At 64.0% G+C, this 23353-nt stretch carries 21 protein-coding genes, 1 tRNA gene, 1 pseudogene and 1 riboswitch; of the genes and pseudogenes, 12 read left to right on the forward strand and 11 right to left on the reverse strand.

All coding sequences use genetic code 11. The features are described 5' to 3' along the window. The first annotated feature begins 21 nt into the window (after positions 1–21). A complete protein-coding gene (locus AC1DYC_RS09480) occupies positions 22–825 on the forward strand; it encodes a creatininase family protein (protein ID WP_477405709.1) in 804 nt (267 codons plus the stop codon). Here the strand turns inward: AC1DYC_RS09480 and AC1DYC_RS09485 are convergent. After that, complete coding sequence (locus tag AC1DYC_RS09485) at positions 817–1344, reverse strand: tyrosine phosphatase family protein (protein WP_477405711.1); 528 nt, start codon at positions 1342–1344, stop codon at positions 817–819. The two genes, AC1DYC_RS09480 and AC1DYC_RS09485, sit on opposite strands and share 9 nt — an antisense overlap. Then, positions 1341–2396, reverse strand: a complete 1056-nt coding sequence (cobD, locus tag AC1DYC_RS09490; RefSeq protein ID WP_477408231.1) for a threonine-phosphate decarboxylase CobD — start codon at positions 2394–2396, stop codon at positions 1341–1343. Before cobD ends, AC1DYC_RS09485 begins: the two co-directional genes overlap by 4 nt. On the opposite strand from cobD, the gene cbiB reads away from it, so the two are divergent. Beyond that, on the forward strand, positions 2395–3372 hold the full coding sequence (gene cbiB, locus AC1DYC_RS09495; RefSeq protein WP_477405713.1) for an adenosylcobinamide-phosphate synthase CbiB: 978 nt from the start codon (positions 2395–2397) through the stop codon (positions 3370–3372). The two genes, cobD and cbiB, sit on opposite strands and share 2 nt — an antisense overlap. Before the next feature lie 358 nt (positions 3373–3730). Here the strand turns inward: cbiB and cobO are convergent, their stop codons facing one another. From cobO to AC1DYC_RS09520, 5 genes and pseudogenes are all read right to left on the reverse strand, one after another. Then, positions 3731–4345, reverse strand: coding sequence for a cob(I)yrinic acid a,c-diamide adenosyltransferase (gene cobO / locus AC1DYC_RS09500; protein ID WP_477405715.1), 615 nt, complete (start codon positions 4343–4345; stop codon positions 3731–3733). Next, positions 4346–4861, reverse strand: coding sequence for a bifunctional adenosylcobinamide kinase/adenosylcobinamide-phosphate guanylyltransferase (gene cobU / locus AC1DYC_RS09505; protein ID WP_477408233.1), 516 nt, complete (start codon positions 4859–4861; stop codon positions 4346–4348). An 18-nt stretch (positions 4862–4879) separates the two neighbouring features. Beyond that, a pseudogene (locus tag AC1DYC_RS09510) lies at positions 4880–5521 on the reverse strand (CbtA family protein); the annotation flags it as partial. A gap of 15 nt (positions 5522–5536) precedes the next feature. Continuing rightward, positions 5537–5716: a CbtB domain-containing protein gene (locus AC1DYC_RS09515; RefSeq protein WP_477405717.1), complete on the reverse strand. Its 180-nt coding sequence runs from the start codon at positions 5714–5716 to the stop codon at positions 5537–5539. 36 nt (positions 5717–5752) lie between these two features. Then, positions 5753–5947: riboswitch (cobalamin riboswitch) on the reverse strand. A 67-nt stretch (positions 5948–6014) separates the two neighbouring features. After that, positions 6015–6692 carry a gamma-glutamylcyclotransferase gene (locus AC1DYC_RS09520; protein ID WP_477405719.1) on the reverse strand — a complete coding sequence of 226 codons (678 nt, stop codon included), beginning with the start codon at positions 6690–6692 and terminating at the stop codon, positions 6015–6017. A 136-nt stretch (positions 6693–6828) separates the two neighbouring features. On the opposite strand from AC1DYC_RS09520, the gene AC1DYC_RS09525 reads away from it, so the two are divergent. The 3 genes from AC1DYC_RS09525 to AC1DYC_RS09535 all read left to right on the forward strand — a co-directional run bounded on the left by AC1DYC_RS09525 (position 6829) and on the right by AC1DYC_RS09535 (position 9681). Further along, complete coding sequence (locus AC1DYC_RS09525) at positions 6829–7992, forward strand: aromatic ring-hydroxylating oxygenase subunit alpha (RefSeq protein ID WP_477405721.1); 1164 nt, start codon at positions 6829–6831, stop codon at positions 7990–7992. Positions 7993–8182: 190 nt separating this feature from the next. After that, a complete protein-coding gene (locus AC1DYC_RS09530; protein WP_477405723.1) occupies positions 8183–9178 on the forward strand; it encodes an acetyltransferase domain-containing protein in 996 nt (331 codons plus the stop codon). Beyond that, on the forward strand, positions 9175–9681 hold the full coding sequence (locus AC1DYC_RS09535; RefSeq protein WP_477405725.1) for a methyltransferase family protein: 507 nt from the start codon (positions 9175–9177) through the stop codon (positions 9679–9681). The genes AC1DYC_RS09530 and AC1DYC_RS09535 overlap by 4 nt, the downstream gene beginning before the upstream one ends. Positions 9682–9994: 313 nt before the next feature. On the opposite strand, the gene AC1DYC_RS09540 is transcribed toward AC1DYC_RS09535, so the two are convergent. Together AC1DYC_RS09540 and mgtE are read right to left on the reverse strand one after the other, a co-directional pair. Beyond that, positions 9995–10381, reverse strand: coding sequence for a MerR family transcriptional regulator (locus AC1DYC_RS09540; protein WP_112565167.1), 387 nt, complete (start codon positions 10379–10381; stop codon positions 9995–9997). 298 nt (positions 10382–10679) lie between these two features. Then, complete coding sequence (gene mgtE / locus AC1DYC_RS09545; protein WP_477310812.1) at positions 10680–12098, reverse strand: magnesium transporter; 1419 nt, start codon at positions 12096–12098, stop codon at positions 10680–10682. Between the two features lie 443 nt (positions 12099–12541). Between mgtE and AC1DYC_RS09550 the strand changes: the two genes are divergently transcribed. From AC1DYC_RS09550 to AC1DYC_RS09580, 7 genes are all read left to right on the forward strand, one after another. After that, a complete protein-coding gene (locus AC1DYC_RS09550; RefSeq protein WP_477405726.1) occupies positions 12542–13162 on the forward strand; it encodes a response regulator transcription factor in 621 nt (206 codons plus the stop codon). Between the two features lie 146 nt (positions 13163–13308). Next, positions 13309–14499, forward strand: a complete 1191-nt coding sequence (locus AC1DYC_RS09555) for an aminotransferase class V-fold PLP-dependent enzyme (RefSeq protein ID WP_477405728.1) — start codon at positions 13309–13311, stop codon at positions 14497–14499. A 10-nt stretch (positions 14500–14509) separates the two neighbouring features. Continuing rightward, complete coding sequence (locus AC1DYC_RS09560; RefSeq protein WP_352560152.1) at positions 14510–15472, forward strand: HpcH/HpaI aldolase/citrate lyase family protein; 963 nt, start codon at positions 14510–14512, stop codon at positions 15470–15472. 76 nt (positions 15473–15548) lie between these two features. Beyond that, positions 15549–16736 carry a malate--CoA ligase subunit beta gene (locus AC1DYC_RS09565; RefSeq protein WP_477405730.1) on the forward strand — a complete coding sequence of 396 codons (1188 nt, stop codon included), beginning with the start codon at positions 15549–15551 and terminating at the stop codon, positions 16734–16736. Between the two features lie 14 nt (positions 16737–16750). Continuing rightward, a complete protein-coding gene (gene sucD, locus AC1DYC_RS09570) occupies positions 16751–17650 on the forward strand; it encodes a succinate--CoA ligase subunit alpha (protein ID WP_477405732.1) in 900 nt (299 codons plus the stop codon). Positions 17651–17737: 87 nt separating this feature from the next. Next, positions 17738–18706 carry a 2-hydroxyacid dehydrogenase gene (locus AC1DYC_RS09575; RefSeq protein ID WP_477405734.1) on the forward strand — a complete coding sequence of 323 codons (969 nt, stop codon included), beginning with the start codon at positions 17738–17740 and terminating at the stop codon, positions 18704–18706. Between the two features lie 134 nt (positions 18707–18840). Continuing rightward, positions 18841–21510: a phosphoenolpyruvate carboxylase gene (locus AC1DYC_RS09580; protein ID WP_477405736.1), complete on the forward strand. Its 2670-nt coding sequence runs from the start codon at positions 18841–18843 to the stop codon at positions 21508–21510. 128 nt (positions 21511–21638) lie between these two features. On the opposite strand, the gene AC1DYC_RS09585 is transcribed toward AC1DYC_RS09580, so the two are convergent. Both AC1DYC_RS09585 and AC1DYC_RS09590 read right to left on the reverse strand, forming a co-directional pair. Beyond that, positions 21639–22571, reverse strand: a complete 933-nt coding sequence (locus AC1DYC_RS09585; protein ID WP_477405738.1) for a TauD/TfdA dioxygenase family protein — start codon at positions 22569–22571, stop codon at positions 21639–21641. A 519-nt stretch (positions 22572–23090) separates the two neighbouring features. Beyond that, positions 23091–23175: transfer RNA gene (locus tag AC1DYC_RS09590), tRNA-Leu, on the reverse strand. Positions 23176–23353: the final 178 nt, after the last annotated feature.

Raw genomic sequence — 23353 nt, forward strand, 5'->3', positions numbered from 1 at the left:
GGCACATTGAAGAGGCATGACATGACCGTTGCTAACAGACGCGTGTGGTGGGGCGACTACCGGACCACCGAATACGCCACGATCGACCCTGAGGCGACGATTGCCGTGCTGCCGGTAGCGGCGATCGAGCAGCACGGTCCGCATCTGCCTGTATCGACCGACACCTCGATCATGAACGGCATGCTGGAGACGGTGATCGCTCGCCTGCCCGCCGACCTCGACATCCGCATCCTGCCGGTGCAGGCGGTCGGCAAGTCGAACGAACATCTGCATGCGCCGGGCACGCTGACCTTGCCAGCGACGACCCTGGTCGACGCCTGGACCGAGCTAGGCCTGTCCGTTGCCCGCGCCGGGGTGAGAAAACTGATCGTCGTCAACTCGCATGGCGGCAATGAAGAGATCATGGGCATCGTCACGCGTGAGCTGCGCGTGCGTGAAAGAATGTTGGCGGTGAAGACCAGCTGGCAGCGTTTTGGCCGCCCGGCCGGCATGTACACCGAGTTGGAGGACCGCCACGGCATCCATGGCGGCGACGTCGAGACCTCGCTGATGCTGCATTTCCGCCCGGACCTCGTCGACATGGGCAAGGCTGACAATTTTGTCTCCAAGGTCGCCCGCGCCGAAAACGAATTTGCGCTGCTGCGCCACACCGGAACGCACGCCTTCGCCTGGATCGCCAGCGACCTGAACCCGAATGGCGTCGTCGGCGACGCCTCGATCGCCACAGCTGAAAAAGGCCGGCTGACCGCAGAGCATCAGGCCGACGGCTTCATCAGCCTGCTCAGGGATGTGCGCAAGGCGAAGCTTGCCGACTGGCTAGCGTAGCGGACCGCCATAGCCGTCGATCGTCAAAACGAAAGGCGTGCCCTCGAAAGCATCCGCGCCCCGTCCGATCGCCTCGATCGCTTCGATCATGCGACCTTGGCGGCCAAGCAGTGCATCGGCGACGGCGATCAGCCGTGGATTGGGCGTCGCCGACGGCGACAGCGCCCGCAATGTCTGCGCCAGTTCCGCCTCGTCGCGCTTCGGGGCGAGCGCCGCGGCGATGATATAGGCCGAAGCGGTCGAGCGGCTGATGCCGGCATAACAATGCACGACCATGGGCTTCGCGCGATCCCATTTGCGGGCAAAAGCGAGCAGATTGCGCACATGGTCTTCGCCCGGCATGGTCATGCCGTCCTGCGCCACCGCAATGTCGTGCATGACCAGATGCAGGTGGTTTTCCCTCGATATCGAGGCCGGTCGCGTCACCTCGGTGCCGGCGGCGAGCAGCGACAGCACGCGCTCGGCGCCGCTTTTCGCCACCGTTTCCTCCAGCTTGGACAGCGAACAGACATGGATCATAGCGCGATCTCCTTCGGCTCATCGTCGCGCCGTGCGGCCCAGTCGGCAAGCGCAGACTCAAGCCGCGGCCATTCGTCGTCGGCGCCCGGCAACCCGGCGCGCAGCACCTGCGGTCTGTCAGCGAAATGCCGGAGCAGGATGCCGCGCTCGCCAAGTGCTGAAAACAGCCTGGCCGCGTCCTGCATCTGAAGATAGCGAAACAGCGTCGTGCCGCCGGCGACAGCAACGCCGAAGCGCGCAAACAGCGCGTCGAGCCGCGCCGCATCCTGCGCCAGCCGCCGCCGCATGTCGGCCTGCCAGCCGCTGTCGCCAAGCGCCCTGATGCCATATTCAAGCGCCGGGCCGGCGACCGCCCACGGTCCGAACTGCGTCTCCAGCCTTTCGACCGTCAGCGCATCGGAAAGCGCGAAGCCGAGCCGCAGACCCGCCAGGCCAAAGAACTTGCCGAAGGAGCGAAGCACGACGATGCCGCCCTGCCCGACATCGCCGGCAAGGCTTTCCGCGTGCGGGCCGACATCCATGAACGCCTCGTCGACGACCAGCAGCCCGCCCTTGGCGCGCAATGCCCCGGCAAGCCGAAGCAGCCTTTCCCGCGAAACGACCCGCCCGTCCGGATTGTTGGGATTGACCACGATGGCAAGGTCGGCGGCGGCAAGCGCGTCGACATCCTCGACCTCCACCACCGCATGGCCGGCAATCGCCGCCGCCCTGGCATGCTCGGCATAGGTTGGCCCCAGCACCAGCGCCCGGCCGGGGCTCACCAGCGAGGCAACGCGCGGCAAAAGGATCTGCGTGCCCGGGGCGGCCGCCACATGCGCCGCCGACGGCGCGCCATAGGCATCGGCCGCGATCTTAGCCAGCTCATGCAGACGCGCGGCTTCCGGCAATCTTGACAGAGCGGTGGCGGGCAACTCGAAAAGCGGGTAGGAGTGCGGATTGATACCTGTCGAGAGATCGACGAAAGGCTGTGGCGCGTGAGGGAAGAGCGCGCTCGCCCGGCCAAGGGATCCACCGTGATCCACCGCAGCAATCGCTCCATCAGAAAGCTTCATGTCGATCCTGATCGCTTTCCTGTCGCTGGTCATCGAACGCATCCTGGGCTACCCGGACTGGCTGTTCCGTGCCGTTGGCCATCCCGTCACCTGGTTCGGCAGGCTGATATCCTTTCTCGACCTCAGGCTCAACCGCGCCACTGATTCCGACGCGCGGCGTCGCCGCCAAGGCAAGACCGCTTTGCTTGTCATCGTGCTGGTGCCGGCGGCAATCGCCTTCCTCGTGCAACTCCTGCTCTGGCAGCTCTTTCCTGCCGGGATGATCCTCACCGCGATTCTCGCCTCGTCGCTGCTGTCGCAGAAGAGCCTCACCGAGCATGTCGAGGCGGTCGCCGATGCGCTGGACACTGGCGGACTGGCGCTCGGCCGCATTGCCGTTGCCCGCATTGTCGGCCGCGATCCCGAAAAGCTCGACCACGCCGGCGTCAGCCGCGCCGCGATCGAAAGTCTGGCCGAGAATTTCTCCGACGGCATCGTCGCACCTGCCTTCTGGACGGGCGTCTGCGGGCTGGCCGGCGGCGTCGCCTACAAGGCCGCCAACACCGCCGATTCGATGATCGGCCACCGCACACCGCGCCATGAGGCCTTTGGCCGCGCCGCGGCACTTTTCGACGACTGGATCAACCTGCCGGCCTCGCGGCTGACGGCACTGCTGATCGTTGCCGCGGCCTTTCTTGTCCGCGATGCCGACCCTCGCAACGCTTGGCAAGCCGCGCGTCGCGACGCCAAAAAACACCGTTCGCCCAATGCCGGCTGGCCCGAGGCGGCAATGGCCGGCGCGCTCGGCCTGGCACTTGCCGGCCCGCGCAGCTATGGCGGCGTTGTCGTCGAGGATGCGTTCATGGGCGAAGGCGGTCGCCGCGAAGCCGAGAGCCTCGACATCAGGCGGGCACTGAAACTGTATCAGGTAGCGGACTATCTGCTGATCGGGCTGTTCGGCTTGCTCTCGGCGATCCTGATCGCGGTGACGTTCTGAGATCTAGGCCTCGCCCGTTCTTCACCCTCCCCATGTGACTGGCGTGACTGATCGGCCCGAGGCTTGATTGCCACGTGGTTCCCCCAATCCGTCGCTGCTTCGCAGCGCCACCTTTCCCCCTCCGGAGGGAAAGGAAGGGAGCGTTGCTGGACGAGCATTGGTCGCAAAAAACTTGGCGCCTTTCCTCTACCCCGTCGATCGGGGGAGAGGTGGCTCGGCGAAGCCGAGACGGAGTGGGGGTCGACCAGCGCAGCATAAGGCAATGCATACGCCAAGCTGCCATGCACACTATGGCCAAAGATCAGCCGCTTGGAAATGTATGCAGGCCGTAGCCCATGTGGGGAGAGTAAAAGACCCTTTAAAACTCAATCCCCTGCTGCGCCTTAACGCCCGCAGAAAAATGATGCTTGGTCACGCCCATCTCCGTGACAAGATCGGCCGCCTCGACCAGCGCCGGCTTGGCGTTGCGGCCGGTGACCACGACATGCAGGCCTTCGCGCCGCGCTTTCAGCGCCGCCACCACTCCGTCGAGATCGAGATAGTCGTAGCGTAGCGCAATGTTGAGTTCGTCGAGCACGACAAGGCTGATCGAGGGATCGGCGATCAACTCCAGCGCTTTGGCCCAGGCTGCCTCGGCCGCCGCAATGTCGCGCTTCAAATCCTGCGTTTCCCAGGTGAAACCTTCGCCCATCGTGTGCCAGACGAGGCGGTCGCCAAACGCGGCGAAGGCATCTTTTTCGCCGGTGTGCCATTTGCCCTTGATGAACTGGACGACGCCGACGCGCTTGCCATAGCCGAGCATGCGCAGCGCCAGGCCGAAGGCAGCTGTGGTTTTGCCCTTGCCGGGTCCGGTGTTGACGATGAGCAGTCCCTTCTCGACCGTCTTTTCGGCAACCTCGGCGTCCTGCACCGCCTTGCGCTTGGCCATTTTGGCGCGGTGGCGTTCCTCGTCTTTTGCATCGATATCGGTCATTTATTTCACCTTGAGCGGCAGCCCGGCCACCATCAATAGCACCGTATCGGCAGTTGCCGCGACCTGCTGGTTGAGTCGGCCGGCTGCGTCGCGGAATCGGCGCGCGAGCGCATTGTCGGGCACGATGCCTTGCCCGACTTCGTTGGAGACCACGAGCCACGGCCCGCGCGGCCGCGCCAGCACGTCGGCCAGCCGCCGGCATTCTGCGTCGAGATCATGATCGGCCAGCATATGATTGGTCAGCCACAGCGTCAGGCAATCGACGAGTACGGGCTGGTTGTCCGGCAAGGCTTTGAGCGCACCGGCAAGATCGAGCGGCGCATCGATGGTCGCCCAGCCCTGGCCGCGCCGCGACCTGTGTTGCGCGATTCGCTCACGCATCTCGTCGTCATAGGCTTCGGCGGTGGCAATATAGGCCCACGGCGGCGGCAGTGCCGTCACCAGGGTTTCGGCGTGCGCGCTCTTGCCGGAGCGCGCACCCGCCACCACGAACTGGTGATGCAGGCCTTCCGGGATCGGCGTCTTGAAGCTGTCGGGCTGCGGCGCACCGACAATATGCGGGGCGACAATCAGGACGACAGCAAGGACGGTCAGCGGTGCTGAGGTGCGGAAGGCGATCAAGGCAAGGCCAATGGCGGTCGCCACAACCGTCGCCACCCACCAGATCTGGCGCGGCATCAGATCGGCCGCCGGCATTGCCGGCAGTTCCGGCGGCAGGCCGAGGCCCGGCGCCAGCGTGAACACGGCAAAGCCGGCCAGGCCCCAAAACACGCCCTGGCGCCAGTTGCCGATGCCGCCGGCGAATTCGGAAACCGCAACCAGGACCAGCGCGAAGCCGATGCCGGTGACGATATTGGCCAGCACGCTGAAGGCGAAGCGCTCGAAGCCGTCGGCCGGCGCCCAGCCTTCGTCCTCCACTGGCGCGGCTGCTTCAGCCGGTGCCGGCGCTGCGCTGCTCATGGCATTTTCCGCCGGCGCAGCGGTGCTCATGGCATTGGTGTCCGTGGCGGCGGGCGCTGCGGCATGCTCATGTTGATGGCCGCCACCGGCCTGTTCGTAGACTTCTGCCTTCAGGATGAGCGGCACGGTGGCATAGGCCTGCATGCAGGCGAGAACGACGCCGGCCACGAGCCCTGCGATCGCCGCGATAAACACGACGTTGCGAAACAGGTTCATGATGTCAGATCCTCGTCAGTGGCAGGGAAACGCCATCGAATGGCGATAGTCGTGCGCGGCATTGTGGACCGCATCGATATGCGAGAAGCCGACAACACCGACAACGAACAGGCCGAGAAATGCAGAGAGCACCAGCTGCATGAAGCGCGACTGCGAGGAGACGGAAGCGCCGAGGGAGACGGAAGCGGTATTCATATCTTGTCCTTTCGCCCTCCACCCGAGGGCATCGAAGTCAGTTCCCTGTCGCCGGCAGGTCTCCTGGCTCGCGGATCAGCGCCCTTCCCCACCTTCCCGAAGAAAAATCCTCAGTGGCTTGGAGAGGACTACCGCACACAGTTGCGGGGGCAGCCACGGCATTGGGCAACAAGTCAGCCCTCACCGCATTCCCTCTTGGTCCCTAACGGAACCGACGACATGCGTGACTATAGGCTGAAACAGCCGCATCCGGCAAACCAAATTCCGCCGGCCAACAGCGCGAATGCGCCATGCAGCGTTACGGGTTCAAGGCGGTGATCCGCTCGGCGACCAGCCGCTGAAGCCGCCACAGATGCCGGTCGTGAATGCCGCGCTCCTCCAGATTCTTCACCGTGTTGTAGAGATAGTCGGCGCCCGACCCCCAGTGCCCGCAGGATGTCGCCAGCCGCTCGACGACCTTCGCCTCGTCGAGCGGACCGGAATAGGTCAGGCCGTTGCGGTTGATGACGAAAGCCAGCGCCCTGAGTGGACCGGCCTCGCTTGCAAGCTTCAGCATGCGCGGCCGGTAGCTCGTCGGCTTCAGCGTGACTTCACGCCGGAAAAGCCGGCCCAGCTGTTCTCGCCGGTTGTCGTCGGCCAGCCGGAAGGCGACGCCTTTGCATTGTCCGCCGCTGTCGAGCGCCATCATCAGGCCGGGGCTTTGCTTGGTGCCCCGCCAGCGCGTCATGTTCATGCAAAAGGATCGGTGCCAGCCGCGCGCCAGGGCGACGCGGTCCTCGACATAATCGATTTCCGGTTTCCAGATCAGCGAGCCATAGCCGAACAGCCACAGCGGTTCGCTGTCAGGGAGCTCGGCCTGCAATTCATCCAGCAGCGCGTCATAGTCGCTGTCGTCGAGGTGCATCGCCTCCGGATCGGGTCCGGCGTCGGCGATCTCGCGCCAGCAACGCGCGACCAGCTCCGGCGTAAGCGACATCTCTCGTGCGGCCAATTTCCAAGCCCCCAATGTGACGACATGATTATGCGCCGTGCCTCAAATCGGCAATGCGGCACCCTGATTGACAAACGATTTGCCGGGGTGTCGGCTGGCGTATCCCTAGAGGAAGCCAGCCATGCAACCCAATCCGGGCCAGCGCGACCCCTATAACGGCCTGACCCAGGCCGAACCGACGCTGCCGTCCTCGGCCTATTGGGACGCCGAAGCCTACCAGCGCGATCTCGACGCCATCTGGTACAAAAGCTGGCTGCTCGTCTGCCGCGAGGCAGACCTCGCCCAGCCTTTGGCGTTCAGGACATTTCGCGTCGGCACGCAGGAAATCGTCGTGCTGCGCGACGACACCGGCGAATTGCGCGCCTTCCACAACACCTGCCGGCACCGCGGCTCGCAGCTTTGCCAGGAGAGCGAGGGCCGGCTGAAGGCGCGGCTGATCACCTGCCCCTACCACGCCTGGTCCTATTCGCTGCGCGGCGATCTCGTGCGCGTTCCCTCGAAATCGCTGCCCGACGGGTTCGACAAGGCCGACCATCCGCTTTATCGCGTGGCGCTGTCGGTGTGGCGCGGCTTCGTCTTCGTCAACCTGCAGGAGGATGCGGCCGGTTCGGCGCAGACCTCCTTCGATCCGGCATCGGGCAACCTCGGCAACTGGCCGCTGGAAGCGCTGGTTTCAGGCCATGTGCTGCGCAAGGTAATGAACTGCAACTGGAAGATTTTTTGGGAGAACTTCAACGAGTGCCTGCACTGCCCCGGCGTCCACAAGGACCTGTCGCGGCTGGTGCCGATCTACGGCCGCGGCCTGATGAGCCGCCACGACGACCCCGACTGGGTGCGCCATGCCGACAATGACGCGCCGGAGTTTTCCGGCGGCCTGCGCGCCGGCGCCGAGACATGGTCGCGCGACGGCCACGTCCATGGCCCGATCTTCTCCGGCCTGACGCCGGCCGAACGCGCGGCCGGCCAGACCTATGCCACCAGCCTGCCCTCGATGTTCATCGTCGGCCATGTCGATTATGTCCGCACCGTGCGGCTGACGCCGCTCGGCCCGGAGCAGACCGAACTCACCGCCGAATGGCTGTTCGCGCCTGAAGCGCTGGCTGAGACCGACATCGACAATGTCGTGGCCTTCGGCACCCAGGTGCTGGAGGAGGATGCCGCGATCTGCGAGATCAACCAGAAAGGCCTGCGCTCGATGCGTCACCAGGCCGGCGTGCTGATGCCGGAGGAATACGACCTGCACCGCTTCCACAACTGGGTGCGTGAGCAGCATGCGGCGCTCTGATCAAAGTGATTTTGGCGGCTGGCAATTCCTCGGCCGGTAACAGGAAACCGACCCATTCCCGGCAAAAAGCGAATTCGGTCAAAGGCTTTCCGGCTCTGGCCTAAAGCGGCGCCTGATGCAGCCGCCCGGCCTTCTTTTGTCCGGTGCAACCGTGATAGTCGTCTCTGGGGCTGAATCAGATCGCGAGACCATGAGCATCCATACCGCACCCGTTCCGGATCATCCGAAGCGCATCACAGCCATCGACATCGTGCGCGGCATCGCGCTGATCGCCATGGCCAGCTATCACTTCACCTGGGATCTCGAAAATTTCCACTACACCGATCCCGGCCTCACCGCCGTCGGCTGGTGGAAGATCTATGCGCGCTGCATCGCCTCGACCTTCCTGTTCCTGGCCGGCGTCAGCCTGTTTCTCGCCCATGGCAAGCAGATCCGCTGGAACGGCTTCTGGAAGCGCTTTGCCATGGTTGCCGTGGCGGCGGCTGCCATATCGGCGGTCACGTATTTCATCACGCCGGACAGCTTCATCTTCTTCGGCATATTGCACGAGATCGCGCTGGCCAGCCTGCTCGGCCTGCTGTTCCTGCGGCTGCCGGCGCTGCTGACGCTGGTCGTGGCGGCAATCGTGATCGCAGCGCCCATCTACCTCAGGTCCGAAGCCTTCGACCATCAGGCGCTGTGGTGGGTCGGCCTGTCGGCGATCAACCCGCGCTCCAACGACTATGTGCCGCTGTTTCCCTGGTTTGGCGCGGTGCTTGTCGGCATCGCGGCGGCGAAGCTTGCCTCCACCAGCGGCGTGCTGGCGCGGCTGGCGACGCTCGCGCCCGGACGCTGGGCCAAGCCGCTCGTCTTCATCGGCCGCCACAGCCTGGCTTTCTACCTGATCCACCAGCCGCTGCTGTTCGGCTGTGTCTGGCTGTTCTCGCAGATCGCGCCGGCGCCGGTCGAGACAAGGGAAGTGGTCTTCCTCAAGGAATGCCAGGTCTCTTGCGAACAGCAGCGCGACACGGCGTTCTGCGCCAGCTATTGTGTGTGCATGCTGGACACACTGCAAGGCGAGGCAGCATTCGACCGGCTCTACAATGGCGACCAGACCCCGGAGTTCAAGGCGCATCTGAGCGACCTCGCCGGCATCTGCACCGCCAAAACGGAGGAGAGCCCGATGACGCAGGGAGGGCAACAATGACCGACAAGCTGCCAAAAGGCGGACTGGCAAAACCTGAGCTGGCAAAATCCGGGCTGATCCCCTGGCCGCCGCTGATCTACTGCGCCGCCATCGCCATCAGCATCGTGCTTGGCTTCTTGTATCCTCTGCCCTGGATCGGCGATCTCCTTGGCGACCTTCTGTTCGCGGCCGGCTTCGTGGTGCTGTTTGCCGTCGCCGCCCTCTGGTTCACCGCCATCCGCGCCATGACGCGGGCCAAAACGACGATGAACCCCAACGGCGTGCCGGAGCATCTGGTGACGTCAGGCCCGTTCGGCGTCACCCGCAATCCGATGTATCTCGCCAACACCCTGCTGCTGATCGGCGCCGCCTTTGTTTCGGGGATCGTCTGGTTCCTGCCGCTGGCCCTGATTGCCGCCTTCGCCACCCAGAAGGTCGCGATTGAGAGCGAGGAAAAAGTGCTGGCGGCCAAATTCGGCAAGAAATACCGCGACTACGCCAAACGGGTCAGGCGCTGGATCTGAGGCGGCGCGTGGTCGCCGGCAGGAGTCGCATGCCTTGGCGATTGGCAGACACGCCCGTCTCTTCGTCATCCACGGGCGGAGCAAGGAGCGCAGCGACGCAGCGCAGGCCCGAGGATCCATGCCGCGACTTCTAAGCACCGCCACGGTCCAGAATTCTGCACCGCGGCACTCCCCGGCCAAACATCACGGAATGGATTCTAGGGTCTACGCGACGGAGCTTCGCTCCTGCTCCGCCCTAGAATGACGAAGTTTGGACGGCTCCGGCTAATCGCGAACGTTTGCGACAGGCGCGCTCAAACGTGCGATGGTCAGCTCAGGTATTAACCCCGAGTTCCACCAGCCGCTCGACACACGACTCCTCCGCCTGGTCGAGTTCCGCCAGCGTCTCTTCCAGATCGCGCCGCTTCTGCCTCAGATCCTCGCGCTTTTCCTCGATGCGCTTGATCATCAGGTTGAGTTGACCGACCTCGCCGGGCGGCTCCTTGTACATCTGGATGATTTCGCGGATCTCGTTGATCGAGAAGCCTAGCCGTTTTCCGCGCATGATCTGGCGGATCAGATGCCGGTCCGACGGGCGAAACAGCCTTGTGCGGCCGCGCCGCACCGGCTGCACCAGCCCCTCATCCTCGTAAAAACGCAGCGTGCGCGTCGACACGTCGAATTCGCGCGTCAGTTCGGTGATCGTATAATATTCCCGCATCATTGCTCCAAATTCCGGAACATGAGTCAGCGGCCGCCTGCGCGGCACCTCCCCCAATTCCGATCCACCCGCTCCATACCGGATTCGGCACGAAACCCCGAGGCAGCGTCGCACGGCATTTACGTAAAAGTCAATTGACGTACCAACCTTCCGCGAGTTTCGGCTGTTGAGATTCAGGTCAGGCCGAGTTGAAAATGGCTGATACCGAGAACCGGAGCGGAGCGTACTTATAGTACGTGAGCACCGGAAGCGCAGGTATCAGCCATTTGCAGGCCGGCCTCACCTGAATATCGGCAGCCTAGGGGACGGCGAACCACCAGGTGGCCAGTCCGAGAAAGGCGAAGAAGCCGACGACGTCGGTGACAGTGGTGACGAAGACCGCCGAGGCAACCGCCGGATCGATCTTGAACCGGTCGAGCAGCAGCGGGATCAGGATGCCGGCAAGGGCTGCCACGAACATGTTGATGATCATCGCGGCCGCAATGATGCCGCCCAGGTTGGGGTCGCGGAACCAGGCAGCAGCGACGATGCCGATCAGCACCGCGAAGATGATGCCGTTGATCGAACCCACGCCCATCTCGCGGCGGATGATGCGCCCGGCGTTGTAGATGTCGAGGTCCTTGGTCGCCAGCGCCCGCACGGTCACGGTCATGGTCTGCGACCCGGCATTGCCGCCCATGCCGGCCACGATCGGCATCAGCACGGCCAGCGCTACGATATGCTCGATCGTGCGGTCGAACAGACCGATCACCGAAGCCGCCAGGAACGCCGTCAGCAGATTGACCAGCAGCCAGGGAACGCGCGAGCGCGAGGTCGACAGAATGCTGTCGGACAGCTCTTCGTCGCCGACGCCGCCCATCCGCAGCAGATCTTCCTCGGCTTCCTGCTGGATGACGTCGACGACATCGTCGATGGTCAGCACACCGACCAGCCGCTCGTTCTCATCAACGACGGCGGCGGAGAGCAGATCGTATTGCTCGAATTCCCGCGCCGCCTCTTCCTGGTCCATCGTGGCCGGAATGGCGTGCCTGGTCTCATGCATGACATCCTCGACCTTGATCGTGCGTTTGGTGCGCAGGATCTGGTCGAGGTCGATGGCGCCCAACAGCTTGAAGCTCGGATCGATGACGAAGATCTGGCTGAAGCGGTCTGGGAGATTCTTGTCCTCGCGCATGTAGTCGATGGTCTGGCCGATGGTCCAGAACGGCGGCACGGCGACAAACTCGGTCTGCATGCGCCGGCCGGCCGTCTCTTCGGGATAGTCGAGCGAACGGCGCAGCCTGATCCGTTCGGTGAACGGCAGTTGCGACAGGATCTCGTCCTGGTCTTCCTTTTCGAGGTCTTCGAGAATGTAGACCGCGTCGTCGGAATCGAGGTCCTGCATGCCCTGGGCGATTTGCTCATTGGGCAAATTGTCGACGATGTCGCGGCGGATCGCCTCGTCGACTTCGGTCAGCGCCGAAAAGTCGAAATCGGTGCCGAGCAGCTCGACGAGCGCGCGGCGCTGTTCGGGATGCAGCGCTTCGAGCAGATCGCCGAGTTCCGACTGGTGCAGGTCGTCGACTTCGCGCTTCAGGGTCAGCGTGTCGCGATCGGCGATGGCTGCGCCGATCTGGGCGAGGAAGGACGACAGCACCACGCCATCCTCGCCATAGATGTCGGCGTGGGCATCGTCAGCGGCTTTGGCGCCGCTCGTCTGTTCGTGTTCGCCTTCCACCGGCGCCTCCCACCATCATCCCTTCCGGAAAAGGTGCCCGTCAGGTCTAGACCATGATCTTGAAAAGGGGAAACCGGTTTTGGGTCCGGCGCTCGAACAAAAGACAGGCAAAGCCGCAACGCGAATCGGCTTCACAAGCTGTCGCTCTAACGCACGGGAATTTCAAGCGAAATGCCCGCTTGGCAGTTGGCGCCTTCTTGCGGTGAAGCGACGGTGCCGGCCACACCCGAACCCTGTCATTGCCATCGAAACAGTACGCGCTCCGGCTTAAGGCAGCGCGACAGCGCATGTCGCTGGGGAAAGAGCACCCCTGCACAGTTGGGGCAGAATTGTCATGATGCAGGTCCAGGCAATGGCCGGACCGCTCGGATTGCAACCAGAACAGCCGGAAGCCCTTGAAGATCAGGTCGCAGACAGAAGCCAAGGTATCAGCGGAACGGCGCGTGCGCGTGGTCGTGGCCGAACGCAATCCGCTCGTCATATCGGCTCTGCGCGAAATGCTGGAGTGCGACGGCCGTTTCGATCTCCTCGCCTGCGTGCAAAGCGGCAGGCATTTCCTGGACCTGGCAGCGGAAGGCGAATTCGACGTCGCCGTCATCGGCTGGAAGCTCGCCGACATGGACGGCGCCGATGTGCTGGCCGAAGTTCACAGCCGCAAGCTCGGCGTGCGCATCGCGGTGTTTTCCAACGACCATGACATCGGCATCCTGAAGCAGTGCGTGCGGCTTGGAGCCCAGGGCTACTGCTTCCAGTTCGATGATCCGTCGATCATCTTCGAGACCATCCTGGCCGTCGCGCATGGGCGCATCTGCATCCCCTATATCGACATCAACAAGGTCAACGACACGCCCTTGGCGCAGCTCACCGTGCGCGAGCGTGAGCTGCTGGCGGTGCTGTCCGATGGCTGGACGAACCTGCAGATCGCGACGCGGACGGGGATTTCCGAAAACACGGTGAAATACCACCTCAAGAATCTCTACGACAAGCTTGACGTCCGCAACCGGGCGATGGCCGTGGCGCTCTATGCCAGGGAAAAGCGCACCCAGAAACAGCCTTTCGGGTAGGCAAGCGACAGGCCGCGGGTAGGCCAACCGGGTAGGCTTTCCCCACCCGCACGCGGCGAGATGTTACCCGGCAAGGTGTTGTTGCTTTTAGCCGTCGAAACGAAACTCCCCATCACCGCTTTGCTGGATCAGGAGGAGTTCGCATCATGGCCGGTTTCACCCATCTTTTCATTCCCGGACCGACCAACATTCCCGAACAGGTCCGGCAGGCGATGAACCTGCCGATGGAGGATATGCGCGCCGCATCCTTCCCCGATCTCACGCTGCCGCTGTTCGAAGACATCAAAAAAGTGTTCAAGAACGAGACCGGCCGCGTCTTCATCTACCCCTCCTCCGGCACCGGTGCCTGGGAAGCGGCGATGACCAATGTGCTCAGCCCGGGCGATCGCGTGCTGATGTCGCGCTTCGGCCAGTTCTCGCATCTGTGGGTCGACATGGCCGAACGCCTCGGCTTCGAGGTCGATGTCATTGATTGCGAATGGGGAACCGGCGTGCCGCTGGAGCTCTATGCCGAGCGGCTTAGGAACGACAAGGCGCACCGCATCAAGGCGGTCTTCTGCACGCAGAACGAGACGGCGACCGGCGTCACCAGCGACGTCGCCGGCTGCCGCGCCGCGCTCGACGACGCCAACCACCCTGCGCTGCTCTTTGTCGACGGCGTCTCGTCGATCGGTTCGATCGACTTCCGCCAGGAGGAATGGGGCGTCGACTGCGCCGTCAGCGGCTCGCAGAAAGGCTTCATGCTGCCCGCCGGCCTCGGCTTCCTCTCCGTCAGCCAGAAGGCGCTGGCGGCGTCGCGGACAGCCACCCACAGGCGTTGCTTCTTCTCCTTCGAAGACATGATCCGCGTCAACGATACCGGCTACTTCCCTTATACGCCGGCTACACAGTTGCTGCGCGGCCTGCGCGCCTCGCTCGACCTGATCGCCGAGGAAGGGCTGGAGAACATCTTCGCCCGTCATCACCGCCTCGCCGAAGGCGTGCGCAAGGCCGTCGACGCCTGGGGCCTGAAGCTCTGCGCCAAGGCGCCGAAATGGCACTCCGATACGGTCAGCGCCATTCTGGTTCCCGAAGGCATCGACAGCGCCAATGTCGTCAAACGCGCATACGGGGCCTATCAAACATCCCTCGGCGGCGGCCTCAACAAGGTGGCAGGCAAGGTGTTCCGCATCGGCCATCTCGGCTGGCTGAACGAGGTAATGGTGCTGGCATCGCTCTCGGCGGCTGAACTCACCCTGCTCGATTGTGGCGTGCGGCTGGCACCAGGTTCCGGCGTCGGGGCCGCCATCCAGCATTTCCGCGCATCGGCCGCCGTGCCGGTCGCCGAAGCGGCGTGAGGAACCGACGATGAGCCACACCATCAACCATCTGAAGAAGCTGCGGCTGCAGCGCAGCGAACTCGCCGTTCCCGGCTCCAGCCCGGAGATGATCGACAAGGCGGCCAACAGCGCGGCCGACTTCATCTTCCTCGACATCGAGGACGCGGTCGCCCCGCCCGACAAGGAACGCGCCCGCAAGAACATCATCCAGGCGCTGAACGACATCGACTGGCGCGCCAAGGGCAAGACCGTCTCGGTGCGCATCAACGGGCTCGACACCCACTACATGTATCGCGACGTCGTCGACGTCATGGAGCAGGCCGGCGACCGGCTGGATACGATTTTGGTGCCGAAGGTCGGCGTGCCGGCGGACCTCTATATGGTCGAGGCCATGGTCAACCAGATCGAGATGGCCAAGGGTTTCAAGACCCGCGTCGGCCTGGAAGCGCTGATCGAGACCGCGCTCGGAATGGCCAATGTCGAGGCCATTGCTGCCACCCCCGGCCGGCTGGAAGCCATGCATTTCGGCGTCGCCGATTATGCGGCGAGCTGCAAGGCGCGCACCGTCAACATTGGCGGGCTCAACCCCGACTATCCCGGCGACCAGTGGCATTTCGCGCTGTCGCGCATGACCGTCGCCTGCCGCGCCTACGGCCTGCGCGCCATTGACGGGCCGTTCGGCGATTTCTCCGATCCGGAAGGCTATATCGCTGGAGCCAGGCGCGCTGCAGCACTTGGCATCGAAGGCAAATGGGCGATCCACCCCTCGCAGATCGCGCTCGCCAACGACGTCTTCTCGCCGCCGGAAAAAGAAGTGACGCGCGCCAGGCGCATCCTCGAAGTGCTGAAGGAGGCGGAGGCGCAGGGCAAGGGAGCGGCAGCGCTGGACGGCAAGATGATCGACGCCGCGTCGGAACGCATGGCGCGCAATGTTCTGGTGGTCAACGAAGCCATCGAACGCGCCCGCCAGCCACACGCGGTCGCTCAATAGAGCAATTCCAGGAAAAGTGTGAGCGGTTTTCCGTCCGGAATTGCGGAAAGACAAAGAGAAATACCGGGAGGACAAAATGGACATTCACGAATATCAGGCCAAGGAACTGCTCGCCCGCCACGGCGTGCACGTGCCGCGCGGTGGGCTGGCCTACAGCCCCGAGCAGGCGACGTACCGGGCGCGCGAGATTGGCGGCAGCAAATGGGTGCTGAAGGCGCAGGTGCATTCCGGCGCCCGCGGCAAGGCCGGCGGCATCAAGCTGTGCGCCAATGACGAGGAGATCTCCAATGCCGCCGGGGCGATGCTCGGCCGCAAGCTGGTGACCCAGCAGACCGGTCCGCGCGGCAAGCTGATCTCCAGGCTTTATCTCGAGGAAGCCGTCGACATCGCGCAGGAGCTCTATGTCGGCTTCGTCCTCGACCGCAAGGAAGAGCGCGTCATGATCGTGGCCTCGGCCGCCGGCGGCATGGAGATCGAGGACATCGTCGAGAAGGCGCCCAACTCAATCCTGCGCACCTCGGTCGATCCCGGCGTCGGCATGCAGCGTTTTCAGGCGCGCGAGATCGCCTTCGGGCTTGGCCTCGACCACAATCTGATCGGCAAGGCAACCGAGACCATTTTCAGCTGCTACCAGGTGTTCCGCGACTACGACGCCTCGATGCTGGAGATCAATCCGCTGGTGGTCACCCGCGACGGCAATCTGATCGCACTCGACGCCAAAATGTCGTTCGACGAGAACGCGCTGTTCCGCCGCCCGGAAATCTCCGAACTGCGCGACAAGAGCCAGGAAGACCCGCGCGAAACTTTTGCAAGCGACCGCGGCCTTTCCTATGTCGGCCTCGACGGCAATATCGGCTGCATCATCAATGGCGCCGGGCTCGCCATGGCAACCATGGACATGATCAAGATCGCCGGCGGCGAACCGGCCAACTTCCTCGACATCGGCGGCGGCGCCTCCCCCGAGCGCGTGGCGAAATCCTTCCGCGCCGTGCTCGGCGACAAGAATGTCGAGACCATCCTGGTCAACATCTTCGCTGGCATCAACCGCTGCGACTGGGTCGCCGAAGGTGTCATCAAGGCGATCCGCGAGGTCGGCGTCAACGTACCGCTGGTGGTCAGGCTTTCCGGCACCAAGGCCGAGGAAGGACGCCGCATCCTGGCCGATTCCGGCGAGGCGGTGATCGTTGCCGACACGCTGGCTGAAGCCGCCGAAAAAGCCGTCGCCGCCTGGCGCGCGGCCGCCAAGAAGAAAAAAGCAGCCTGAGGGAGGTCAAGACAATGGCAATTCTGCTCAACCGCAGCACGCGCGTCATCGTTCAAGGGTTCACCGGCAAGATCGGCAGCTTTCACGCCGATGACATGAAACGCTACGGCACCAAGCTGGTCGGCGGCGTCACCCCCGGCAAGGGCGGCCAGAAACATCTCGGCCTGCCTGTCTTCAACACGGTCAAGGGCGCGGTGCGCGAGACCCGCGCCGAGGCCAGCATCGTCTTCGTGCCGCCGCCCTTTGCCGCCGATTCGATCATGGAAGCGGCCGACGCCGGCATAAAACTCTGCGTCTGCATCACCGACGGCATCCCGTCGCAGGACATGATGCAGGTCAAGCGCTACATGATGCGTTACCGCTTTGAGGACCGCATGCGGCTGATCGGCCCGAACTGCGCCGGCGTGATTACGCCCGGACAGGCGCTGATGGGCATCATGCCCGGCTCGATCTACCTCCCCGGCCGCGTCGGCATTGTCGGCCGCTCGGGCACGCTCGGCTACGAGGCGGCGTCACAGATGAAGGCGCTCGGCATCGGTGTGTCGACCAGCGTCGGCATCGGCGGCGATCCGATCAACGGCTCGTCGTTCAAGGACATGCTGAAACTGTTCGAACAGGACGACGACACCGACGCCGTTGTGATGATCGGCGAGATCGGCGGATCGCAGGAAGCCGAAGCCGCGATCTGGGCGCGCGACAATATGAGGAAGCCCCTCATCGCCTACATCGCCGGCCTGTCCGCTCCGAAAGGCCGCCGCATGGGCCATGCCGGCGCCATCATCTCGGCCTTCGGCGAGTCGGCGCAGGAGAAGGTCGAAATCCTGAAGGAAGCCGGCGTCACCATCGTGCCGACGCCGTCCTCGTTCGGCGAGGTGGTGGCCGACACGCTGTCGCGGATGAAGAAGGCGGCGTGATTCCGGTCGGGCAAAGCCCGCATAACGCAATGTGCAGTTGAGGGCTGGCGCCAGGGATCGCCAGCCCAGCGATCGGCAGGATGTCAGATGAAACCGCGTTTGATTGTTACCCGCAAATGGCCGGCCCCTGTCGAAGCGATCCTTGCCGAACGCTTCGACACGACGTTCAACACCAGCGATACGCCGTTGAGCCCGGCGGCAATGACATCCGCCTTCGCCGATTACGACGCGATCCTGGCGACGGTCAGCGACCGTTTGCCTGACGCGGTGTTTCCTGACTCATCCGCTCGCACGCGTATCATCGCCAATTTCGGCGTCGGCTTCAGCCATATCGACGTCGCGGCCGCCCGCGACCGCGACATCGTGGTCACCAACACGCCGGGTGTGCTGACCGATTGCACCGCCGACCTGGCGCTCAGCCTGATACTGGCCGTCGCGCGCCGGACCGGTGAAGGCGAGCGCCAGCTGCGAGCCGGGGAATGGCGCGGCTGGTCGCCAACGCACATGGCCGGCGCGAAAGTGTCGGGCAAAACCCTTGGCATTGTCGGCATGGGCCGCATCGGCAAGGCAACAGCCAGGCGCGCTCATTTCGGCTTCGGCATGAAGATCGTCTTCTTCAATCGCTCAGCAGTCGACGATGAGGAAACGCGCGCCATGGGCGCGGTGCAGATGCAGACGCTCGAAGGGCTGCTCACGGCATCCGACTTCGTCTCGCTGCACTGTCCGGGCGGCGCGGAAAACCGCCATCTCATCGATGCCCGCAGCCTGCGCTTGATGAAGCCCGGCGCCTTCCTGATCAACACGGCGCGTGGCGACGTCGTCGACCAGGATGCCCTGATCGGCGCGCTGGAAAGGCGCGAGATCACTGGAGCCGGCCTCGATGTCTTCGACGGCGAGCCGGCCGTTCCGGAAGCGCTCAAGCGATTGGAAAACGTCGTGCTCTTGCCGCATCTCGGCAGCGCGACCGAGGAAACGCGCGTGGCGATGGGCATGAAGGTGGTGGAGAACCTGACCGCCTTCTTCGAGGGTCGCCCGGTCCCCAACCGGGTTGCCTGAAAGCCTTAGCAATTCCAGGAAAAGTGTGAGCGGTTTTCCGTCCGGAATTGCGAAAAACAAAGAGATAGAGCGGTTCGCCGTTTCCGTGAAACGGTGAACCGCTCTCGCAGCCCTCGGCCCGGGAGGAAAGCGTTTTGGAACAGAGCAAACCGATCAAGTTTCGCGAGGACGAGCGCAGCCTGCTGTTGCGGCTGCTGCTCAAGGTCGCCAGCGCGCGTGAGCCCGAGATCGCCGCCGTTCTGAGCGGGCGCAGGTCGCTTGTCTCGCTTGCCCCGGAACAGCGCATCCCGGCATTGCAGGCGAGCGGCGTCTGGTTCCAGTTGCTGGCGATCGCCGATGAATTGCTGGCCATGCGCACGCGCCGCGAACTCGAACAGGGCGCAGGCACGGACGACGTGCCGGGCTCCTTCGCCAGCGTGATCGCGCAGATGGCGGCGAACAGACGTTCGGCTCAGGAAGTCCAGGCCGCACTTGATGACCTCAGCGTCGGCCCAACCATGACCGCACACCCGACGGAGGCCAAGCGCGTCACGGTTCTGGAGATCCACCGCCGCATCTATCGCAAGCTGACCGAGCTCGATCAGCCGCGCTGGGCACCGCGCGAGCGCGAGCTGCTGGTCGCCGATCTTGAAAGCGAGATCGAGCTTCTGTGGATGACGGGCGAGCTCAGGCTGGAGCGCCCGACGGTCGAACGCGAAATCGCCTGGGGCCTGCATTTCTTCCGTGAAGTGATTTTCGAGGCGACGCCGCAGCTCTACGGCAAGCTGCAGGACGCCTTCCAGCGTCACTATCCCGGCGAGCGGGTGAAAATTCCTGCCTTCATGCGCTATGCCTCGTGGATCGGCGGCGATCGCGACGGCAATCCGAACGTGACCGCCGCCATGACCGCCGGTGCCCTGGCCGAATACCGCAACACCGCCATTGGCTGGTATTTGACGCAAATGCAGCGGCTGGTGACGGTGCTCAGCGCCAGTTCGAACGTCGTCGACCTGCCGGCCACCTTCACATCAATTCTGCAAAGGGCACTCGACAAGAGCGGACAGGGGCACGACATCGCCGCCCGCAACCCCGAAGAGCCGCTTCGCCAGTTCGCCTCGGCCGTGCTGGCCCGGCTTGTGGCCACGCGCGACGGCGGAGCCACCGCCTACCCCTCTGCGGAAGCGTTTGGTGCTGATCTCCGGGGGCTGACTTCTGTCCTGGAAGCGATCGGCGGGCGCGCGGTCGCCCGGCGTTTCGTCCAGCCGCTGTTGTGGCAGGTCGCAAGCTTCGGCTTCCGTACGGTCTCGCTCGACATCAGGCAGAACTCCACGGTCGTCAACCGGGTGTTGGCGGAGCTTTTTGCGCTGACGGACCCGGTCACGCAGGGCACGCCACAATGGTCTGCGCGCATCCGCGCGGCCCTTGGCCAAAGCGAGCGGCTGGAGATCGACGCGGACCGGCTGTCGCCCGAGGCAAGGGAACTGCTTGTGACATTCTCGGTCATCGCGAACCAGATCGCCGGTGCCGATAGCGATGCGGTGGGCTGTTTCATCCTCAGCATGACGCGCTCGGTTGACGATCTGCTCGCGGTCTATCTCCTGGCGCAATATTGCGGTCTCTCGACCGCGCCCGGCAGTGACGGCACGATCAGGCTGCGGATCGTGCCCTTGTTCGAGACCATTGCCGATCTGCAGGCCGCGCCCGGCATCATGAGCGGATTGCTCGACATTGCCCTGGTTCGGCGCACGGTGCGGGATTTTGGTGCACGCCAGGAAATCATGCTCGGCTATTCTGATTCCAACAAGGATGGCGGCTTCCTCGCCTCCAACTGGGAACTGGCCAAGGCGCAAAAACGCCTCGCCGCCATCGGCCGCAAGCACAAGGTCAGGATCAGCTTCTTTCACGGCCGTGGCGGCTCCGTCAGCCGTGGCGGCGCGCCGACCGGCCGGGCGATCGCGGCGCAGCCGGCGGGCACTGTCACCGGGTCCATGCGGGTGACGGAACAGGGCGAGGTCGTGTCGTCGAAATTCGCCAATCGCGGCACCGGCCTCAACCAGCTCGAAATCCTCGCCGCCGCCGTTTTGGCTCACAGTACCGTATCGCCGGGCGACGCCGAAACCAGGCAGGCACCTGAATTCGACGAAGCGCTGGAGGCGCTGGCCGGCATGTCGCAGGCCTCCTATGCCGGGCTGATGGCGGAGCCAGGCTTCCTCGACTATTTCAACCAGGCGAGCCCGGTGGCGGAACTCGGCCTCCTGAAAATGGGCTCACGGCCGGAGCGCCGCTTCGGCGCCAACGGCATTGCCGACCTCCGCGCCATTCCCTGGGTGTTCGCCTGGAGCCAGAACCGCCATCTGCTGACCGGCTGGTATGGCATAGGCAGCGCGCTGAGTTCCTTCGTCACCGTGCGCGGCGACGCCGGGCGAGACCTTCTGGCGCGCATGTTCGAACACTCGCGCTTCTTCCGCCTGATCGTCGACGAGGCGGAAAAGACGCTCTACCAGTCCGACATGGAGATCGCGCGGCTCTATGCCGGCCTGGTGTCCGACAGCGATGCATCGCAGCGGATCTACACCCGCATCCTCGCCGAATACGAACTGACCCGACGCCTGATCCGCGACCTCACCGGCGGCGATCTTTCCGTGCGCTTCCCGATGTTCAAGCGGCGCTTCGACAGCCTGCGGCGTCAGATGGACGACATTCACCGGCTGCAGGTCGATCTGCTGCGTGAAGTCAGGACAGGCGGGTCGGATCAAAAGCGGTCGACCGACGCCCTGCTTGTCTCGATCAATTGCATCTCGTCTGGCCTGGGGTGGACGGGATAGGCGTGAGTTGGTGAGCTACCAACGTTACGTCTCGCCCGTCGCCGTGAAGAGGCCGGCGTCGTCATAGCACCGACAGCGCACTCTTCGGTGAGACTGCAGGAGCCGCCTGTATGGCGGCTCCTCGCGCCTCAGGCGGCCTTGTCGGTCGCGGGCTTCGCGATCTTGGTGCGGGTGGCGCTGCGGCGGCCGTCGACGCTGACGGGAACGTCGCCGTCGACCGTGGCGCGGCGCACCACCCGATGCTGATCGCCATAGTCGTTGACGGCGTAGTGCTGCGTGGCCCGGTTATCCCAGATCGCCACATCGCCGGCTTTCCAACGCCAGCGGATGGTGTTCTCCGGCGCCGTGACATAGGACTGGAACACCTCGTAGAGCCGCGCTGAATCGCTTTTGGAAAGACCTATCAGCCGTTGCACGAAATTGCCGAGCAAAAGCGTGCGCTCGCCTGTTTCGGGATGGACGCGGACGACGGGATGTTCGGTCTCGTAGACCGTCGAGGTGAAGACCTCCTCGAAATGCTTCTTTTCCGCAGCGCTCGCACGCGGCCTCACCGCGGCGTAGTCGTAGACGTTGCTGTGAACCGCCCAGAGATTGTCCGCCAGCAGCTTCAATGGCTCGGGCAGGTCCTGGTAGGCTGCCGCGGTGTTCGACCAGATGGTGTCGCCGCCGGCCGGCGGTATGACGACGCCGCGAAGAACAGAGAATTTCGGATAGGCGTCAACGAAGGTGACATCGGTGTGCCACTGATCGGCGCGACCGCCGCCGCGGCTCGAATCGAGCTCGAGAATGGACGCCGTTCCCTTGACGGGACCTTGGGTCGGATGCGGAACAAGGTCGCCGAGACGATGCGCGAAGCGCTCCTGCTCGACATCGTCGAGATGCGCCTGGTCGCGGAAGAACACAACCTTGTGCCGCAACAGGATCTGATTGATCGCCGCGACCGTCTGCTGCGGCAGGTCGCCGGAAAGCCGAATGTTCCTGATTTCTGCGCCGACACGTCCCGTAAGCGGCACAATGTCGGCTTCCGGGATGATCTGCTCTACGGGTGCAAGTTTGGGCATGGGAACCTCTGTCCTCTGGAACCGCGGGCTGCTGGCAATGCTCCGCCGCTACCGGCCGCACAGCGATCGGCGGAGCAACTCCCTCATCGGGAGCTGGTCTTGCTTGCTTACGAAAGCGCCGATCGCAAACTCAGGAGGCGAAGACCGCCAGAGCCTAGCGAGCAGTACCGAGATCCCATTCAAGACGTAATTCTACAAAATCCATAGAAAAAGTCTTTCAAAGTTCGGTGGCGTTGAGAAAAATGGCTTCTGCCCAGGCTAGTTCTCGCAGCTGTCGGCAGCGTGGAGCACGCCCGCAACGGCAGACGCCAGATCGTATCGACTTTGCTGGGAAGGCCTGCAGGAACGTTTCAACAGGGCGAGACGCCGTTTCAGGGCAGAGGAGCTGCGCTGATAGGAGAATGCATCGATCGCCCGGACCAGCACGCAAGAGCGCCCGGCGGCTGCCGCAAGCAGCAGGACGTCGCAACCTGATCTTAGTTGGATTTAGGCGATTCCGATCGCGATGGATCGGGATGTTGGTGCGGTCGAGAAGACTCGAACTTCCACGGGTTGCCCCACAGCGACCTCAACGCTGCGCGTCTACCAATTCCGCCACGACCGCCCGTGGTAGGAGCCGGAACGAACCGGCTCGCGGCGTGTAGCAAATCGTTTCCGGCGAAACAAGGGCGCGGTGCGCAATAATCGCCGGGAATTGGCATAACGGTCGGGAAGGCCAAAATGCGGGGCGAACTGGACGTTTCGGCCGGATACCGCCATATGAAGGGCAAATGCATTCCGCC

Source organism: Mesorhizobium sp. P2_E7, assembly GCF_056403855.1.

Excerpts from the sequence above, each read along its gene's own strand:
- AC1DYC_RS09480 (WP_477405709.1), top strand. The coding sequence starts at position 22 with ATGACCGTTGCTAACAGACGCGTGTGGTGGGGCGACTACCGGACCACC.
- AC1DYC_RS09485 (WP_477405711.1), bottom strand. The coding sequence starts at position 1,344 with ATGATCCATGTCTGTTCGCTGTCCAAGCTGGAGGAAACGGTGGCGAAA.
- cbiB (WP_477405713.1), top strand. The coding sequence starts at position 2,395 with ATGTCGATCCTGATCGCTTTCCTGTCGCTGGTCATCGAACGCATCCTG.
- cobD (WP_477408231.1), bottom strand. The coding sequence starts at position 2,396 with ATGAAGCTTTCTGATGGAGCGATTGCTGCGGTGGATCACGGTGGATCC.
- cobO (WP_477405715.1), bottom strand. The coding sequence starts at position 4,345 with ATGACCGATATCGATGCAAAAGACGAGGAACGCCACCGCGCCAAAATG.
- AC1DYC_RS09515 (WP_477405717.1), bottom strand. The coding sequence starts at position 5,716 with ATGAATACCGCTTCCGTCTCCCTCGGCGCTTCCGTCTCCTCGCAGTCG.
- AC1DYC_RS09520 (WP_477405719.1), bottom strand. The coding sequence starts at position 6,692 with ATGTCGCTTACGCCGGAGCTGGTCGCGCGTTGCTGGCGCGAGATCGCC.
- AC1DYC_RS09525 (WP_477405721.1), top strand. The coding sequence starts at position 6,829 with ATGCAACCCAATCCGGGCCAGCGCGACCCCTATAACGGCCTGACCCAG.
- AC1DYC_RS09530 (WP_477405723.1), top strand. The coding sequence starts at position 8,183 with ATGAGCATCCATACCGCACCCGTTCCGGATCATCCGAAGCGCATCACA.
- AC1DYC_RS09535 (WP_477405725.1), top strand. The coding sequence starts at position 9,175 with ATGACCGACAAGCTGCCAAAAGGCGGACTGGCAAAACCTGAGCTGGCA.
- AC1DYC_RS09540 (WP_112565167.1), bottom strand. The coding sequence starts at position 10,381 with ATGCGGGAATATTATACGATCACCGAACTGACGCGCGAATTCGACGTG.
- AC1DYC_RS09555 (WP_477405728.1), top strand. The coding sequence starts at position 13,309 with ATGGCCGGTTTCACCCATCTTTTCATTCCCGGACCGACCAACATTCCC.
- AC1DYC_RS09560 (WP_352560152.1), top strand. The coding sequence starts at position 14,510 with ATGAGCCACACCATCAACCATCTGAAGAAGCTGCGGCTGCAGCGCAGC.
- AC1DYC_RS09565 (WP_477405730.1), top strand. The coding sequence starts at position 15,549 with ATGGACATTCACGAATATCAGGCCAAGGAACTGCTCGCCCGCCACGGC.
- sucD (WP_477405732.1), top strand. The coding sequence starts at position 16,751 with ATGGCAATTCTGCTCAACCGCAGCACGCGCGTCATCGTTCAAGGGTTC.
- AC1DYC_RS09575 (WP_477405734.1), top strand. The coding sequence starts at position 17,738 with ATGAAACCGCGTTTGATTGTTACCCGCAAATGGCCGGCCCCTGTCGAA.
- AC1DYC_RS09585 (WP_477405738.1), bottom strand. The coding sequence starts at position 22,571 with ATGCCCAAACTTGCACCCGTAGAGCAGATCATCCCGGAAGCCGACATT.